The sequence below is a fragment of the Arthrobacter sp. 08Y14 genome, assembly GCF_002929455.1.
In the GTDB taxonomy this organism is placed as follows: domain Bacteria; phylum Actinomycetota; class Actinomycetes; order Actinomycetales; family Micrococcaceae; genus Arthrobacter_B; species Arthrobacter_B sunyaminii.
Map to the genome: position 1 here is coordinate 617,331 of NZ_PJIX01000003.1, position 16,303 is coordinate 633,633.

At 63.5% G+C, this 16,303-nt stretch carries 15 protein-coding genes and 2 tRNA genes; 15 read left to right on the forward strand and 2 right to left on the reverse strand.

All coding sequences use genetic code 11. The features are described from left to right. The first annotated feature begins 1 nt into the window (after position 1). The 9 genes from CXR03_RS15150 to CXR03_RS15190 all read left to right on the forward strand — a co-directional run bounded on the left by CXR03_RS15150 (position 2) and on the right by CXR03_RS15190 (position 8,394). Positions 2 to 74 (forward strand) — tRNA-Asn (locus CXR03_RS15150). A gap of 259 nt (positions 75 to 333) precedes the next feature. Beyond that, entirely contained in the window at positions 334 to 1,503 is a 1,170-nt protein-coding gene (locus CXR03_RS15155) for an NADP-dependent malic enzyme (protein ID WP_104104546.1), read from the forward strand. 207 nt (positions 1,504 to 1,710) lie between these two features. Further along, positions 1,711 to 3,147 carry a sugar porter family MFS transporter gene (locus tag CXR03_RS15160; protein WP_104104547.1) on the forward strand — a complete coding sequence of 479 codons (1,437 nt, stop codon included), beginning with the start codon at positions 1,711 to 1,713 and terminating at the stop codon, positions 3,145 to 3,147. Positions 3,148 to 3,243: 96 nt separating this feature from the next. Continuing rightward, a complete protein-coding gene (locus CXR03_RS15165) occupies positions 3,244 to 4,032 on the forward strand; it encodes a phage holin family protein (RefSeq protein WP_181034633.1) in 789 nt (262 codons plus the stop codon). Positions 4,033 to 4,063: 31 nt separating this feature from the next. Next, positions 4,064 to 4,684 carry a CDP-alcohol phosphatidyltransferase family protein gene (locus tag CXR03_RS15170; protein ID WP_104104549.1) on the forward strand — a complete coding sequence of 207 codons (621 nt, stop codon included), beginning with the start codon at positions 4,064 to 4,066 and terminating at the stop codon, positions 4,682 to 4,684. Beyond that, positions 4,684 to 5,625, forward strand: a complete 942-nt coding sequence (locus CXR03_RS15175; protein WP_104055339.1) for a DMT family transporter — start codon at positions 4,684 to 4,686, stop codon at positions 5,623 to 5,625. The genes CXR03_RS15170 and CXR03_RS15175 overlap by 1 nt, the downstream gene beginning before the upstream one ends. Further along, positions 5,622 to 6,821: a glycosyltransferase gene (locus CXR03_RS15180; protein ID WP_104104550.1), complete on the forward strand. Its 1,200-nt coding sequence runs from the start codon at positions 5,622 to 5,624 to the stop codon at positions 6,819 to 6,821. The genes CXR03_RS15175 and CXR03_RS15180 overlap by 4 nt, the downstream gene beginning before the upstream one ends. A gap of 99 nt (positions 6,822 to 6,920) precedes the next feature. Further along, a tRNA-Ile gene (locus CXR03_RS15185) sits at positions 6,921 to 6,994 on the forward strand. Between the two features lie 215 nt (positions 6,995 to 7,209). Beyond that, positions 7,210 to 8,394, forward strand: coding sequence for an acyl-CoA dehydrogenase family protein (locus CXR03_RS15190; RefSeq protein ID WP_104104551.1), 1,185 nt, complete (start codon positions 7,210 to 7,212; stop codon positions 8,392 to 8,394). A gap of 142 nt (positions 8,395 to 8,536) precedes the next feature. Here the strand turns inward: CXR03_RS15190 and CXR03_RS15195 are convergent, their stop codons facing one another. Beyond that, positions 8,537 to 9,058 carry a M23 family metallopeptidase gene (locus CXR03_RS15195; protein ID WP_258073677.1) on the reverse strand — a complete coding sequence of 174 codons (522 nt, stop codon included), beginning with the start codon at positions 9,056 to 9,058 and terminating at the stop codon, positions 8,537 to 8,539. A 484-nt stretch (positions 9,059 to 9,542) separates the two neighbouring features. On the opposite strand from CXR03_RS15195, the gene rpsB reads away from it, so the two are divergent. From rpsB to CXR03_RS15225, 6 genes are all read left to right on the forward strand, one after another. After that, entirely contained in the window at positions 9,543 to 10,412 is an 870-nt protein-coding gene (gene rpsB, locus CXR03_RS15200; protein ID WP_104055573.1) for a 30S ribosomal protein S2, read from the forward strand. 135 nt (positions 10,413 to 10,547) lie between these two features. Beyond that, entirely contained in the window at positions 10,548 to 11,387 is an 840-nt protein-coding gene (tsf, locus tag CXR03_RS15205; RefSeq protein ID WP_104055343.1) for a translation elongation factor Ts, read from the forward strand. Between the two features lie 135 nt (positions 11,388 to 11,522). Continuing rightward, positions 11,523 to 12,254: a UMP kinase gene (gene pyrH, locus CXR03_RS15210; RefSeq protein WP_104055344.1), complete on the forward strand. Its 732-nt coding sequence runs from the start codon at positions 11,523 to 11,525 to the stop codon at positions 12,252 to 12,254. Positions 12,255 to 12,503: 249 nt separating this feature from the next. After that, positions 12,504 to 13,061, forward strand: a complete 558-nt coding sequence (frr, locus tag CXR03_RS15215) for a ribosome recycling factor (RefSeq protein WP_104104553.1) — start codon at positions 12,504 to 12,506, stop codon at positions 13,059 to 13,061. Positions 13,062 to 13,135: 74 nt separating this feature from the next. Then, on the forward strand, positions 13,136 to 14,035 hold the full coding sequence (locus tag CXR03_RS15220; RefSeq protein WP_258073678.1) for a phosphatidate cytidylyltransferase: 900 nt from the start codon (positions 13,136 to 13,138) through the stop codon (positions 14,033 to 14,035). 134 nt (positions 14,036 to 14,169) lie between these two features. Beyond that, positions 14,170 to 14,748, forward strand: coding sequence for a DivIVA domain-containing protein (locus CXR03_RS15225; protein ID WP_104104555.1), 579 nt, complete (start codon positions 14,170 to 14,172; stop codon positions 14,746 to 14,748). Positions 14,749 to 14,798: 50 nt separating this feature from the next. Here the strand turns inward: CXR03_RS15225 and CXR03_RS15230 are convergent, their stop codons facing one another. Beyond that, the gene (locus tag CXR03_RS15230; RefSeq protein WP_104104556.1) at positions 14,799 to 16,283 is read right to left on the reverse strand and encodes a cation acetate symporter; all 1,485 of its coding nucleotides are present in this window, start codon (positions 16,281 to 16,283) and stop codon (positions 14,799 to 14,801) included. Positions 16,284 to 16,303: the final 20 nt, after the last annotated feature.

Sequence of the window (16,303 nt, forward strand, 5' to 3'; positions counted from 1 at the left end):
TTCCTCCGTAGCTCAATTGGCAGAGCATTCGACTGTTAATCGAAGGGTTACTGGTTCAAGTCCAGTCGGAGGAGCAAGAGACCCCCTGTGAGGCTGAAAATGCCTCACAGGGGGTCATTTTTTATATCTTCGGCGGTTACACTGAGCCGGTAGTTTGCCGACGACGGCCAGTCCCGGACATTCCCCGGGGACCGCCACCGGCCTGCGGCAGGCAAAACATCCTGTTGCCTCGAATCCGGATTTCAGGTCCGGATTCCCGCCGTGAGCACCCCCGGGTTCTATCCCGCCGGCTGTCTCACTGCCTTTTCCGGCAATCTCGCCAGGAGACTCGTCATGACAGCACACGCACACGCCCGGCAGCCCATCAGCACCGGGGACATCTTTGGTTCGCATGAGGGTGGCAAGCTATCCGTTGAATCACGGCTTCCGCTGGACAGCATCCGGAACCTGTCCATCGCCTACACCCCCGGAGTCGCCGAGGTGAGCCGGGCGATCGCCGCAGATCCCGGACTGGCGGACACCTTTACCTGGGCCTCCCGGCTGGTGGTTGTGGTCAGCGACGGTACGGCGGTGCTGGGACTCGGGAACATCGGCCCCTCTGCTTCCCTGCCGGTGATGGAGGGAAAATCTGCACTGTTCAAAGCCTTTGGCAGGCTAAATTCCATCCCGCTGGTTCTAAACACCACCAACGTTGATGAAATTGTCGAAACGCTGGTGCGGCTGCGGCCCAGCTACGGTGCCGTGAACCTCGAAGACATTGCCGCACCGCGCTGCTTTGAGTTGGAGCAACGGCTCATCGAAGCCCTGGACTGCCCCGTCATGCATGATGATCAGCACGGCACCGCGATCGTGGTTCTCGCCGCTCTGCGCAATGCTGCGCGCGTCGTCGACCGCCCGCTGGAGGGCCTGCGGGTAGTTATCTCAGGCGCCGGCGCCGCGGGAGTCGCCTGCGCCAACATCTTGCTGGAGGCCGGCATCCGGGACGTTGTGGTACTCGATTCGCGCGGGATCCTCTCTGAGCGACGAACGGATCTCACCGGGGTCAAGGCTGAGCTGGCCGCCAGCACCAACCCCCGCGGGGTGGACGGCACAGCTGCCGAAGCCCTCAAAGATGCGGACGTCTTTATCGGAGTGTCCTCCGGCACAGTCGATGAGACTGTGCTGGCCACCATGGCCGCGGATGCGGTGATATTTGCGCTTTCCAATCCCAATCCGGAGGTCCATCCCGAGGTGGCCGCGCGTTACGCTGCGGTGGTTGCCACCGGGCGCAGTGACTTCCCGAACCAGATTAATAACGTGCTGGCCTTTCCCGGGGTGTTCCGCGGTGCCCTGGACAGCGGCGCGCGGCGAATCACTTCGGCCATGAAAATGGCTGCTGCTGCGGCTATTGCTGACCTGGTGGGTGCCGAGCTAAACGCCCGCTGCATTGTTCCCAGCCCGTTGGACCCCCGTGTTGCTCCGGCCGTCGCGGCAGCAGTAGCTGCCGCTGCCCGGGACAGCTAGCCGGACGGACCGCCCTGTCGGAGGCCGCCGCACGGAACCGCCGGCAATCTCCATGTCTGCCCTGGAGGTTGTGGAATTCTGTGCTGAGAATGGGTCTGCCTTCCGCGCTGTTCCCACGTAGGCCTTCCGTGCCTAGGGTTATGCGTAGGATTAGTAGGTTTGGGGCGGGACTTCACATAACTATTACGAGAGACAGAGGAACCTTCCATGGGCGCAAGCCAGCCAGGGCCTAATCCGGGCGAATCCGAGAAGGTGGCCCACCCGTTTAAGGTGATCGCAGTTACGGTGGCGGCAGCAGTGGGCGGCCTGCTGTTTGGCTTTGACACCGCGGTCATCAACGGTGCTGTGGACGCAATCGGCGAAGAATTCACCCTGAGCCCGGGTGTCCTGGGCTTCACGGTGGCCATCACCCTTCTCGGCTGCGCCGTGGGCGCCTGGTTCGCCGGTCAGCTGGCGGACAGACTGGGACGCAAAAAGGTCATGGTGGCTGCGGCGATACTCTTTGCCGCCAACTCAGTGGGTTCCGCCTACGCCTTCAGCGAGTGGGACTTGATGTGGTGGCGCCTTGTCGGCGGCCTCGCCATCGGCACGGCGTCGGTCATTGCACCCGGATACATCGCAGAGGTCGCCCCGAGCAAATGGCGCGGGGCGCTGGGATCCGTCCAGCAGCTGGCGATCACCCTCGGCATCTTTGCCGCGCTGCTGTCCGACGCGTTCCTTGCCGATTCGGCGGGCAGCGCTCTCGGAGAGCTTTGGTGGGGACTGGCCGCCTGGCGGTGGATGCTGCTGGTAGGCGTCTTCCCCGCCATTGTTTACGGGGTGCTGGCCCTGACCATTCCCGAATCCCCGCAGTACCTTGTGCGCCACAACCGGGACGAGGACGCCGCACGGGTGCTGCGCACCGTCTCCGGGGTGCAGGACACTGACCTGAAAATCCGGCAGATTCGCCAGAGCTTCAACACCGAAAAACCCACGTTCAAGGATCTGCGCGGCCCCAAGTTCGGACTCCAGCCTATTCTCTGGGTGGGCATGGCCATTGCCGCATTCCAGCAGCTGGTGGGTATCAACGCCATCTTCTACTACTCGACGACGCTGTGGAAGTCCGTGGGATTCAGCGAAAGCGACTCGTTCACGACGTCGGTTATCACTTCCGTTATCAACGTTGTCATGACCATCGTGGCCATTGCCTTCGTTGACAGGATCGGTCGCCGTAAGCTGCTGATGGTTGGTTCCGCGGGCATGTTCGTGGGCCTTCTGATGGCAACGGTCTCCTTCTCCCAGGCCGAAGGTATTGGCGACAGCGTGGAACTGACCGGTATTTGGGGACCCGTGGCGCTCGTGGGCGCGAACCTCTTCGTCATCTTCTTTGCCGCTACCTGGGGACCGGTCATGTGGGTCACCCTCGGCGAGGTCTTCCCGAACAACATCCGCTCGCTGGCCCTTGGGCTGGGAGCGATGGTCAACTGGATCTTCAACTTCATAGTCACCCTTTCCTTCCCCTGGGTGAGCGACAACTTTGGGGTCTGGATCATGTACGCCATCTTCACCATCTTTGCCGTGATCTCGTTCTGGTTCGTCAAGACAAAGCTGCCGGAGTTCTCGGGCCGGGACCTCGAAGATCGGGAAGGTCTGGAAACCACGTAGGCGGGTTCCCCCTGTTCACAATGTGAAAGGTGAGGACAATGGTAATTTTGGGTAATGGCAACGGCGAAGAATAATCAGGGGACGGAGGCTGGGCGCATGAAACGCTCCGCTAGTACAAGAAGGACCGCAGGGAACTCCTCGCTGGTCGGTTTAGCGAAAGTAATGGCCCGGCTGACCCCCCGCCAGCTGACGGACGAGCTTGGTTTGGCCACTGCCGAAATGAAGCAGAAGGGCATCAAGGCCGGAATCGCCGCAGCATTCATGGTGATTGCGCTGCTCTTCATCGCCGGTCTGGCCGTTGCGCTGGTTGTCGCCGCGATCCTTGGCCTGGGCACCATCATGCCGGGGTGGCTTGCCGCGCTGCTGGTGGCCCTGCTGTTCCTGATCATCGCCGCAGTGGGTGGTTTGATCGGATACAGCCGGTTCAAGAAGACCCTGCCGCTGCTTCCCGAGGAAGCCATCTATGGCCTTCGGTATGACCTTGGGGTCCTCAAGGAAGGACGCAGCTTCGACCCGGCCACGCTGGAGAAGAAACCTGCGGAGCCCAAGGACAAGAACAAGGACAAAGACAAGAAGAAGAACGACGACGACGCCCCCAAGCAGGCCACACCCGAGGAACTGCGCACCCGCACCCGGCAGCGCCGCGAGCACATGGCCGCCGTCCGGGACGGGCTGGGCGAGAAAGCCGACGTCAAGGAACAGATCCGGGAGCTCAAGGCGCGCCGCGCCGCTCAGCACCGCAGCTCCGGCACCGACGGGCAGGGCGCCGGGTCGTCCAGCGACGAAATCATGGCCCTGATCAAGGAACGCTGGCAGCCGCTGACGGTGCTGGCGGCATCACTGCTGGCCATGGTCATCATGATGCGCAGGCTCTCGCAAAAATAGGTCCCATCATCGCTGACAAGGGGAGTGGGCCGTGATCAGAGTGATCGGAGCGGGAACGCGTCCGGGCCGTGCGCCAGCGGAACTGGACACTTTCTGGACCCTTCCGAACCTGATCACGGTCCTTCGCTTTCTCGGAGTGCCGCTGTTTGTCTGGTTCATCGTCCGTGACGAGTACGGGCCGGCGTTCATCACCCTCGTGACCCTGGGTTCCACCGACTGGGTGGACGGATATCTGGCGCGCCGGCTGGGGCAGGTGTCCCGGGTGGGCAAATGGCTGGACCCGGTGGCTGACCGTCTGGCCCTGATCGTTGTTGCAGTAACTTTCGTGGTGGACGGAATTGCGCCGTCATGGCTGGTCCTGGCCATCGTGATTCCGGACGCCGTCCTCATCATCAACGCCCTCGTGCTGTTTCGGGGCAGTCCCAATCTCCCCGTAAGCAACATCGGCAAGATACGGACTGCCCTGCTTCTGCTCGGCGCCCCGATGCTGCTGCTCCAGCGGGTCCCGGGATTCGATTACGCCTGGCTGTCCGCGGCGGGGACGGCCGTGCTTCTGCTCGGCTGCATTGGCCACATTCTTGCAGCGGCAGGTTATCTGCGCGCGTCCTGGGATAAGCATGCCCGGGAACGCGCTGCGGCCGGGAACGGCTAATGGTCGGCATCGCCATCACGTGTGCCCTGGCCAGCGCGGTGTTCCTGGCTTTTGGTGCCCAGCGCCAGGGAAGCGCGGTCAGCGCCGACACGGGCGGACTGGAGCTGCAGTCTTCGCAGCTGCTGCGGCTGCTGCGCAATCCCCGCTGGCTGCTGGGACTGTTCCTGCTGGGGGTGGGTACCGCCCTGAATGTCACTGCGCTGACACTGGCTCCGCTGACCGTGGTCCAGCCCATCGGCTCCATCGCGCTGGTGATCACCACCATCGTAAATTCCAGGGACCAGGGCCTGCGGATGAACCGCATTACCGTCGTCTCAATCGTGGCGTGCGTGGTGGGCAGCGCCCTGTTTGTCTCCCTCGCCGTCGGCGTCACCCGGGACCAGCAGGAGGTGCGGCCCGCACAGGAGCTGACCATCGTGTTGATCCTCGCGGTGGCCGTGGTGTTCTTCGGCACACTGAATGCACTGTTCGGGCGGCGGATCGGCGCCATCGGCTTCATCGTGGGCGCCGGAGTCCTGTTCGGTTTTGTGGCGGTACTGACCAAGGTCATTGCGGCGGATCTGCTGAATCCCAACGGCCGGTTCCTGTTCAACGTCCCGTGGTACACGCTTCTGGGCATCGCCGTCGCCGGCGGGCTCGGGGCCTGGTTTGTGCAAAGCGCCTACTCCAGCGGCCCGCCGGATCTTGTGATTGCCGGGCTGACGGTGATCGATCCGATGGTGGGCATCGCCATCGGCATCGGAGTGCTTCATGAACTGGTGCCCGATGTACCTGCTGTTGCGGCCGTTGCCATGGGGGTCGCAGCTTTGATTGCTATCGTGGGGGTCGTTGCCCTGTCCCGGTACCATCCGGATGTCATTCAAAGGCGGGCAGAGGCACGGCGCCGGCAAAAGCAAGGTGCCGCAAAAACTTCGAAAGACCAAAAGAGGGGCTCCCTGTGACCGACGACGCATCGGCCGACAAACCGCTGACCATCCTCATTGCGTGCGACACCTACCCGCCGCACCTGAACGGTGCCGCCCAGTTCGGCTACCGGCTGGCGCGCGGATTGAACGGACGCGGCCATGACGTGCACGTTCTCGCGCCTAACGACGTCGACGGCGGCAGCCGCAGCGACCTGGACGGAGACTGGCCCGTGCACCGGCTCCGGTCACACGGTGTCCCCACCCACGAGTACTGGCGCATCTGCCTGCCGTGGGAGATCAAAAAGGAAATCAGCCTGCTCTTCGACCGGGTGCAGCCCGATGTGGTCCATATTCAGTGCCATTACATGGTGGGGGAGTACACGCTGTACGAGGCGGAAAAGCGGGGTATCCGCGTCATTGCCACCAACCACTTCATGCCCGCAAACCTCGACCCTTTCCTGCCGTTCCCCCGCTGGTTCAAGGACATCGTTGCCAAGAACTCCTGGAAGGACATGGGCAAGGTCATGGGCCGTGCCGCGGTTGTCACCACCCCGACGCCGCTGGCTGCGAAGGCCATGCATGACCATGCCTTCCTGTCCGACGTGCTGCCCCTGTCCAACGGCATCGATGCATCGGTCTACGAACTGCAGCCCGGCGAGACAATCGAACCGCACGAACACCCCACCGTGCTTTTTGTTGGCCGATTGGCGGAGGAAAAGCACGTTGACGTGCTGATCGATGCCGTGGCGAAGGTGCCGGCCCATTTGAACGTCCGCGCCGACATTATTGGCGGCGGCGAGGTCAAGAGCAGTCTGCAGGCGCAGGTGAAGCGGCTGGGACTGGAGGGCAGGGTGGTCTTCCACGGCCTGGTTTCCGACGCTGACCTGCGGCGGGCCTATCAGCGGGCCGATGTGTTCGTCATGCCCGGGACCGCTGAACTTCAGTCGCTGGTGACCCTTGAGGCGATGTCGGCGTCCACCCCGGTACTGCTGGCCGATGCGATGGCACTGCCGCACCTCGTGGACCCGGGGCGCAACGGTTACCTGTTTGAACCAGGCAACAGCGATGAACTCAGCGACCGGCTGACATCCATCCTCGAACTGGACTCCGCCGAGCGGGCCGCAATGGGCGCGCACAGCCGCTCGATGGTGGAGCGCCACAGCCTGGACGCCACATTGTCCACCTTTGAGGACCTGTACTACGGGCGGCCTCTAAGCCAGGGAACCCTCTAGTTCGCCGTGTGTCCCTTCCGCCTGATTGGTGGGAGGGACATGCCTGCCACTAGGATGTCCATGTTGCGTTCGTCGCAGCACTGCCCTTGTGGGCGTCGAGGGGCTGTAGCTCAGCTGGTCAGAGCAGCGGACTCATAATCCGTGGGTCGTGGGTTCAAGCCCCACCAGCCCTACTTGTGTGATGAGTCGAGACATCGTTTCCGGATGAGTCGCGACATAGGTAACACCCCGGTCTTCGGACCGGGGTGTTTTCTTTTGCACCGCAGGCCGGCAGTCCTGTCCCCGCAGAAGGCAATCGTGTTGTACATCATGTTACTGATGGGTAACATGGATGAGACCGGCTTCACAGCCTACAGATCACTGATGATCAGCAGCGAAGGATATTTCCATGGCAACTATCGACGTCGACAATCTCCCGTACGCGGACGGCGACTTCTACGCATTTGAAGAGCTCCTCTCGGACAAGGAGCGGGACCGCCTCCTTGAGGTCCGCGCCTGGTTGAAGGCAGAGGTCACTCCGCACGCTGCGGACTGGTGGAATGCCGGTGAATTCCCGCACCACATGATCCCGAAAATCGCCGAGCTGGACGTCATGAGCCCGGTTTACCGCCAGGGCCACTCCAACCTCTTCGCAGGTCTCTGCCACGCCGAGTTCACCCGTGCCGACACCTCCTTTGCAACATTCCTGGGCGTGCACGACGGCCTGTTCACCGGCTCCATCGAAGCGCTGGCTTCAGAGGAGCAGAAGGCTGCCTGGCTGCCCGACATCTATGCGATGAAGAAGATCGGCGCCTTCGGACTGACCGAGCCGCTGGGCGGCTCCGATGTTGCCGGCGGTACCCGCACCACGGCCCGCCGCGACGGCGACAACTGGATTCTGAACGGCGAAAAGCGCTGGATCGGCAACGCCACGTTCTCCAACTGGGTGGTCATCTACGCCCGCGACGTTGCAGACAACCAGGTCAAGGGCTTCCTCGTGGACACCAAGACCGAGGGCTACAGCGCTACCAAGATCGAGAACAAGATTGCCCTTCGCACGGTGCAGAATGCCGATATTGTCCTGGACAACGTGGTGGTTAGCGATGACTTCCACCTGAAGGGAGCCAACAGCTTCAAGGACACCAACAAGGTCCTCAAGGTCACCCGGCTTGCCGTGGCATGGCAGGCTGTAGGCCAGCAAATGGCCGCCTTCGATGTGGCCCGCAAGTACGCCGTGGAGCGTCAGCAGTTCGGAAAGCCGCTTGCGTCCTTCCAGCTCGTCCAGGAGCAGCTCGTCAAGATCCTGGGAAACACCGTCAGCTCCATGGGCATGATGGTCCGTTTGGCGCAGCTGGAAGACCTGGGCCGGGCAAAGGATGAACAGTCCGCGCTGGCCAAGGCCTTCACAACGGCACGCATGCGCGAGTCGGTGGCGCTGGGCCGCAGCATCCTCGGCGGAAACGGAATCGTTACGGACTACGGAATGGCCAAGATCTTCGCCGATGCCGAAGCGATCTACTCCTACGAAGGAACGTACGAGATCAACACGCTGGTCACCGGCCGTGCCATCACCGGGGTAGCCGCGTTCGTCTAAAGGCCGATGCTGCGGGTGGTCCGGGGCCGGGGTCTTCCGCCGGGAAATCTTCCGGCCTGGCGCTGTACCTGACGTGTGGTCAGTCCTTCCGGGGGCTGGCCACACTGCGTTAACGGATCAGTCCTCCCTCGAAGCGGACCGGTCAGGGGCCCCGCTGCAGCGGCAGCAGCACTGAAGGTCTGCGGTCCGTCACGTAGATCAGCGGATTGACGTACTCGCCGTTCAGCCGCACGCCCCAGTGCAGGCAGGACACCGCGCAGTGGCCCGGAGGAAGTGCCTCGGCCAGCACGCCGATAACCTCGCCTTCAGTGACCGAGTCCCCGGCGGACACGGAAGCGTCCACCGGTTCAAAGCTCGCCAGCAGCCCTTCGCCCATATCAACCGTCATGACCGGCCGGTTCACCACCCAGCCGGCAAAGACCACGGTCCCTGCAGACGGGCTGAGGATCTGCGCCCCGGGCAGTGCCGCCAGGTCAGCTCCCCGGTGACCGGCCAGCCAGCGCTGCGGCGGCGCCCGGAAAGCCCGGATAACCTGCGGGACAGGGGAGAGGGGCCAGCTCCACGCAGGCTCGTAGGCTGTCGTGGCGACACGGGAGGCGCCGGCCCGGGGTTCTGCAGCCGGCATCGGAAGGCTCAGTGCTTGGGCCGGCATCGAGGCGGACACGGGCAGTATGAGAAGAGCAACCAGTAAGCTGCAGCGCCGGGATCGAGTGATCATGCCCCATCATGAACCGGCGGCCAGGCGCCGTCGGGGGCTTTCTGGGCGGCGGTGGAAAACCCTGCCGCTCCGGCCGCGGTGCCGGCTCTTGGGGAGGACCGAACGTCCCCGCAGCTGGTGTATAGTTGACGAAGCAGTTTGCTGTGCCATGTTCCCTGCCCGCAGGGGGGATGCCGCCCGTGTTTCACCGAAACCCAAGCGCGTGTCCGGCACTGGAATCTGACTACGCGTGCCCCAATTATCCCGACCTTTCCCATGGAAAAGCCGGGGTGCCTCTCCATCGGTCCGGTAAGCCGGCAGGAGATGCATGCTGTTCCAGCTGATGGGCACCAGGAGCTTCGCCCGCCCGGGTGTACAGCTATCAACCGTCAATTGGCAGCAGGGAACACGTGCTTCGGCACGCCGATCCGCTGCCGGAAGGAGTGACGACATGCCCGTCGTTACAATGCGCCAGCTGCTCGACAGCGGCGTCCACTTTGGACACCAGACCCGTCGCTGGAACCCGAAGATGAAGCGTTTCATCTTCACCGAGCGCAACGGCATCTACATCATCGACCTCCAGCAGTCGCTGTCCTACATCGACCGCGCCTACGAATTCGTCAAGGCCACCGTTGCCCACGGCGGAACCGTACTGTTTGTCGGTACCAAGAAGCAGGCTCAGGAAGCCATCGCCGAGCAGGCCACCCGTGTTGGCCAGCCGTACGTGAACCAGCGCTGGCTCGGCGGTATGCTCACCAACTTCCAGACCGTTGCCAAGCGCATCCAGCGTCTGAAGGAACTCGAAGAGATCGACTTCGACGACGTTGCCGGCTCCGGCCACACCAAGAAGGAACTGCTGCTGCTGAAGCGCGAGCTCACCAAGCTGCAGACCAACCTCGGCGGCATCCGCAACCTGACCAAGGCTCCGTCCGTGGTCTGGATCGTTGATACCCAGAAGGAACACCTCGCCATTGACGAGGCCAAGAAGCTGAACATCCCCGTTGTTGCCATCCTGGACAGCAACTGCGATCCCGATGACGTTGACTTCCCGATCCCGGGCAACGATGACGCCATTCGCTCCGTCAACCTGCTGACCCGCGTTATCGCTGACGCTGTTGCTGAGGGCCTCATCGCCCGCCACAACAAGTCCGGCAACACGGAAGCTGCGGCTGAGCCGCTGGCTGAGTGGGAGCGCGAGCTCCTCGAAGGCGCAGCAGCACCCGCCGCCGAAGCCGCTCCGGCTGAGGCCGCACCGGCTGCTGAAGAAGCTCCGGCCGAGGCCGCTGCCGAAGCTCCCGCCGCGGACGCAACAGAGAAGTAAATAGAAGTTCCTTGGGTTCCGGCTGCCTGCCAGCGGGAACCCAAGGGTATCTGCTGGCGCGGCTGGCCGGAACTTTCCGGCCAGCCGCTCTGGCGGAATCTCACCAAAACTTATAACGGGAGGACTGGAGTCCAAATGGCGAACTACACCGCTGCTGACATCAAGGCACTGCGCGAGCGCACCGGCGCCGGCATGATGGATGTAAAGAAAGCTCTGGACGAGGCCAACGGCGATGCCGACAAGGCCATGGAGCTCATCCGCATCAAGGGCCTCAAGGGCGCAACCAAGCGCGAAGGCCGTTCCACCGCAGAGGGCCTGGTTGCTGCCAAGGTTATCGACGGCACCGTCGGCGTCATGATCGAGCTGAACTGCGAAACTGACTTCGTTGCCAAGTCCGCCAAGTTCATCGAACTGGCCGACAAGGTTCTGGCTGCCGCTGTTGAGTCCGGTGCTGCCGACGCCGAAACCCTCCTCGCCTACAACGTTGACGGCAAGCCGCTGTCCGAGGTTGTTGTCGAAGAAGGCGCAATCCTGGGCGAAAAGGTTGTCGTCCGCCGCGTGGCACGCATCGAGGGCAAGGCCGTTGATGCCTACCTGCACAAGACCTCCAAGGATCTGCCTGCTCAGGTTGGCGTCCTGTTCGCCGTCGACGGCGACAGCGATGCTGCCAAGACTGCTGCACATGACATCGCCGTGCACACCGCTGCTTACGCTCCCACCTACCTGACGCGGGACGAAGTCCCCGCCGAGACCGTGGAGAACGAACGCCGCATCGCAGACGAGACGGCACGCGCCGAGGGCAAGCCCGAAGCCGCGCTGACCAAGATCGTCGAAGGCCGCCTGACCGGTTTCTTCAAGGAAATCGTCCTGCTGGACCAGCCGTTCGCGAAGGACGCAAAGAAGACCGTTGCGAAGGTCCTCGAAGAGGCCGGAACCGCACCGTCCGGTTTCGCCCGTTTCCGCGTAGGCGCCTAGCCCACAAGGCACTGGACCTGACGGACACGTCATCATGAGCAAAAGGGGCAGTCACCAAGGTGGCCGCCCCTTTTGTTTGCCCAAAACCTTTCTCAAAATTCTGTACTAAGAACTTTCCTAAGCCCGGGAGGCACCATGGCCCACGTCCTGAAAGACACCGATTTGACGCGACGACGCGTACTGCTCAAGCTGTCCGGGGAAGTCTTCGGCGGAGGGAAGCTGGGTGTCGACCCCGACACGGTGCGCGCCGTAGCCAAGCAGATCGCCGCCACGGTCGGTGAAGTGGAAGTCGCCATCGTTGTGGGCGGGGGAAACTTCTTCCGTGGCGCTGAACTCTCACAGAGCGGCATGGACCGCTCGCGTGCGGACTACATGGGCATGCTGGGCACCGTCATGAACTGCCTGGCTCTGCAGGACTTCCTGGAGCAGGCCGGCGTCGAAACGCGTGTCCAGAGCGCCATCACCATGGGCCAGGTTGCCGAGGCCTACATCCCGCGGCGCGCCATCCGGCACCTGGAAAAGGGCCGCGTGGTGATTTTCGGTGCGGGAGCGGGGCTGCCGTACTTCTCCACCGATACCGTGGCGGCCCAGCGGGCCCTTGAGGTGCACGCCGACGAGGTCCTGATGGCCAAGAGCGGGGTGGACGGTGTCTACACCGCGGACCCCAACAAGGATCCCGAGGCCACCCGCCTGGAAACGCTGACATACGACGACGCCCTGCGCCAGGACATCCGCGTCATGGACCAGACGGCCATGACCATGTGCAAGGACAATGACCTGAACATGGTGGTCTTTGGCATGGAAGGCGAAGGAAACGTCACCCGCGCCATCCGCGGCGAGAAGATCGGCACCGTCGTTTCGAACTAGCCTGCTGTGCCCGGTGGTGTCCCTTCGGGACCTGGAACGGCGGCAACGATATTCCCTCGGCCGCGGACGGCCTCCGGAATAATAAAGCCGCCTTCCTCCAGGTCCCTACGGGACCCGTCGGCAGTCATGCTGCCCACCCGCCGGCTTGAGGGCAAGCTCGGTGCAGGGAACCCTGACCCTTTTGGCTTAGGATGAATAAGAGAGCCCAGCCACCACAGCGTGGACATTTTTTGTGTGTTAGGAGACACCATGATCGACGAAACCTTGAAAGAGGCCACCGACAAAATGGACAAGGCGGTGGAAGTGGCCAAGGAGGATTTTTCGACGATCCGCACCGGCCGTGCCACCCCCGCATTGTTCTCCAAGGTTCTGGTGGATTACTACGGATCTCCCACCCAGCTGCAGCAGCTGGCGTCCTTCGCGACGCCTGATGCCCGTACCCTGCTGATCACCCCCTACGACGTCACTGCGCTTCGGGCCATTGAGCGGGCACTGAGCGATTCCGAGGTGGGTGCCAACCCGTCCAATGACGGCAAGGTCATCCGGGTTGTCATGCCGGAGCTGACGCAGGACCGCCGCAAGGAATACGTCAAGATCGTGAAGACCAAGGGCGAAGACGCCAAGGTTTCGGTCCGGAACATCCGCCGCAAGGCCAAGGATGCCCTGGACCGCCTGGTCAAGGACGGCGAAATTGGCGAGGATGACGGCGCCCGTGCCGAGAAGGACCTCGATGCGCAGACGAAGGCCCACACCGAGGCCATCGACGATCTGCTCAAGCGCAAGGAAGCCGAGCTGCTCGAGGTCTGATGAGCAACGACCAGCCTCCCAGCAAGGCTGGCGGTGCGTCCCTTGAGACTGATCCGGCAGCAAAGGCCACGGACATGAGTGCTACCGAAGGAACCGGTTCTTCTGAACCGGGAAAGCCATCCAAGCGCGGACGGGGCAAAACGCCCAAGGCCCCGGCGAAGCCTTCCAAAGCCGGGCGTAACCTGCCGGCCGCCATTGGGGTCGGCGTCGTTCTGCTCGGAGCGCTGCTGGCCGGTCTGCTCTTCTTCCCCTTCGCGATCGTAGCCATCGCCACGGTCTTTGCCGCCGTGGGCGTCTGGGAGGTGAGCCGGGCGCTGGAAGTCCGGAGCATCAAGGTGCCCATGGTTCCGGTCCTGGTCGGAACCGTGGCATTGCCCTTTGCTGCCTACTTCGGCGGCAGCGAGGCGCTGGCTTTTGCCCTTGTGGCCTCCGTCGTCGCCCTCCTGCTCTGGCGCACCATCGACACCGCGGACGACGCCGTGCGCAGCATCCTCGCCGGCGTTTTCGTGCTGCTCTGGGTGCCCTTCATGCTGAGCTTCGCCATGCTTTTGCTGGGGGAGCCCGGCGGCCAGGTCCGTGTAGCCGTGCTGCTGCTGCTCGTGGTTTCCAACGACACCTTCGGATACCTCGTGGGGGCAATCTTCGGAAAGCACCCGATGGCCCCCAAGATCAGTCCGAAAAAGTCCTGGGAGGGATTTGCGGGCTCCGCCGCCGGCGCCACCGTAGTGGGCATTATTGCTGCGCTCTATTTCCTGGACCAGCCGTGGTGGTTTGGCCTTGTCCTCGCCGTTGCCACGGTTGCCGCGGCAACAGCGGGAGACTTTTCCGAGTCCATGATCAAACGCGAACTCGGCGTCAAGGACATGTCCAACCTGCTGCCCGGGCACGGAGGCATCATGGACAGGCTGGACTCAGTGGTCTTTGCCTCACCCGTGGTCTTCATGCTTTCGGTGCTGCTGGCGCCGGGGGCTTAGCGGCAGCGGATTGATCCGCAGCCATCAGGCACCTGTGGCGGGCCGAACAGGTCCCTGAGGTGCGGCAACGTAGGATAGTGACAGGTTTTCCATCAGTCTCGGCAAGCGGCATGACCACAGAGGAACAGTAAGACATGGACGAAGCGCGGCAGGCCAGCGCCCCTTTCGAGCGTGTGGGGCGTCGGGAATACGGGTACAACACACGTCAGGTTGACGAGTTTCTGGCGAAGGCCCGCAGCTACTACAACGGCGAAAGTCCAGCCGCAACGGCCATCACCAGCCGTAACGTCCGGTCCATGGCGTTTGATCCGGCCAAGGCCGGATACGAACCGCAGGCCGTGGACGCCGCGCTGGACCGGCTCGAAGACGTCTTTGCACAGCGTGAAAGAGACGAGTTGATTCAGGACAAGGGTGAAGAAGCCTGGCTGATGCAGATTGGCCGCACCTCGGCCGTCCTGCGGGGCCGGCTTCACCGCAAGCCCGGGGAACGGTTCCGCCGCCCCAGCCGGCGCAAGGTGCCCAGCTACAACGTGCAGGACGTCGATGCGCTCTGCAACGAACTGCTCGGATACTTTGAAAATGACAAGCCCCTGAGCGTCGACGTGGTGCGGCGTGCCGTCTTCCGCGAGGCCAAAGGCCCCGAAGGGTATGAAGAAACGCAGGTTGACGTGTTCCTTGACCGCGTTGTGGAACTGATGGCGTCGATCGACTAGCTTCCCCTAAAGGGCGGCGGAACGGCTGGTCCGCCGCCGCAGTTCCGCCCTCAGCCCCGACGCTTAGGGGCATGCGGCCGTTCCGGCGTGTGCAGCCGTGCCAGGATCTTCGCGGCACCCGCAGGTGCGAGGTCCGGCCGCAGCCTGGAGGCCACCACGGCCATCAGAAACGCAGCTGGCACGGTCCAGGCCGCCGGTTGCTCCAGCCACACCGGCACCGGCCCGCCGGCAGTGGCCAGCACGCCGCCGGCCACCATGGCGCCTCCGCACAGCACCGCTCCGGTGACCATGCCCGCCACGGCTCCGGGGGCGGTGAGCCCCCGCCACCAGATGCCCAGCACCAGCAGCGGACACAGGGTTGATGCCGTGAAAGCGAACACCATGCCCACGCTGCCCGCCAGTGCCTGCGAGCTGGTCAGCAGCGCCAGCCCCAGGGGTACGACGGCGGCCAGAACAGCTGAGAGCCGGAACCCGCCAACACTGCCGCGGAAGAGATCCTGGCTGAGCACTCCGGCCAGTGACACTACGAGCCCGCTTGTGGTGGACAGGAAGGCCGCAAAGGCCCCCGCCGCAACCAGTGCCGACAGCAGGTCTCCCAGGGCGCCGTCGAACACCCGGCCCGGCAGCAGCAGCACTGTGGAATCCGAACCGCCGGCGGCCAGATCCGGAGTGTAGATGCGGCCGAGCACCCCATAGATGATGGGAAACACGTAGAAGAGCGAGAGCAGCCCCAGCACGATCAGAGTGGTCCGCCGGGCCGAGCTTCCATCGGGGTTCGTGTAAAAACGCACCAAGACGTGCGGCAGGCCGAGGGTGCCGCAGAGCAGTGCGATGCTCAGCGAAATGTTCCGGTAGAGGGACGCATGCGTCTGTGGGTCCAGTGCGGCGGCAAAGGCCGCACCGCCGTCGGTCCAGGGCAGACCTTCGCGGGAAAGCCGAAAGAGGACAAAGAGAACGGGCACCGCGATGGCCACCAGCTTGAGCCAGTACTGGAAGGCCTGGACAAAGGTGATGGAGCGCATTCCGCCGGTCATCACGCTCAGGCAGACCACCACCACCACGGCCACGGATCCCACCCATCCCGGCAGCCCGGTGGTGATCCGGATGGTCAGGGCCGCTCCGTGCAGCTGCGGCACAATGTACAGCCAGCCGACGGCGATCACCAGGAGAGTGGTGATGCGGCGGGCGGGCAGCGATTCGAGCCGGGCCTGGGCAAAGTCGGCGATGGTGTACGCCCCTGACCGGCGCAGCGGTGCGGCTACGAACAGCAGCAGCATCAGGTAGCCGGCCGTGTAGCCGATGGGGAACCAGAGGGCATCCACGCCGGAGACCAGGATCAGTCCGGCCACACCCAGGAAGCTCGCGGCCGACAGATACTCGCCGCCGATGGCCGAGGCATTCCACCACGGACGGACGGTGCGGGAGGCAACATAGAAGTCCCCCGTGGTGCGGGAAATGCGCAGCCCGTAGACACCGATCAGCAGCGTGGCGGCGGTGACCGCTGCCAGGGCCGCATACCCTGCCGCCGGGTTCACGCCGCTCGTCCTGGATTAGA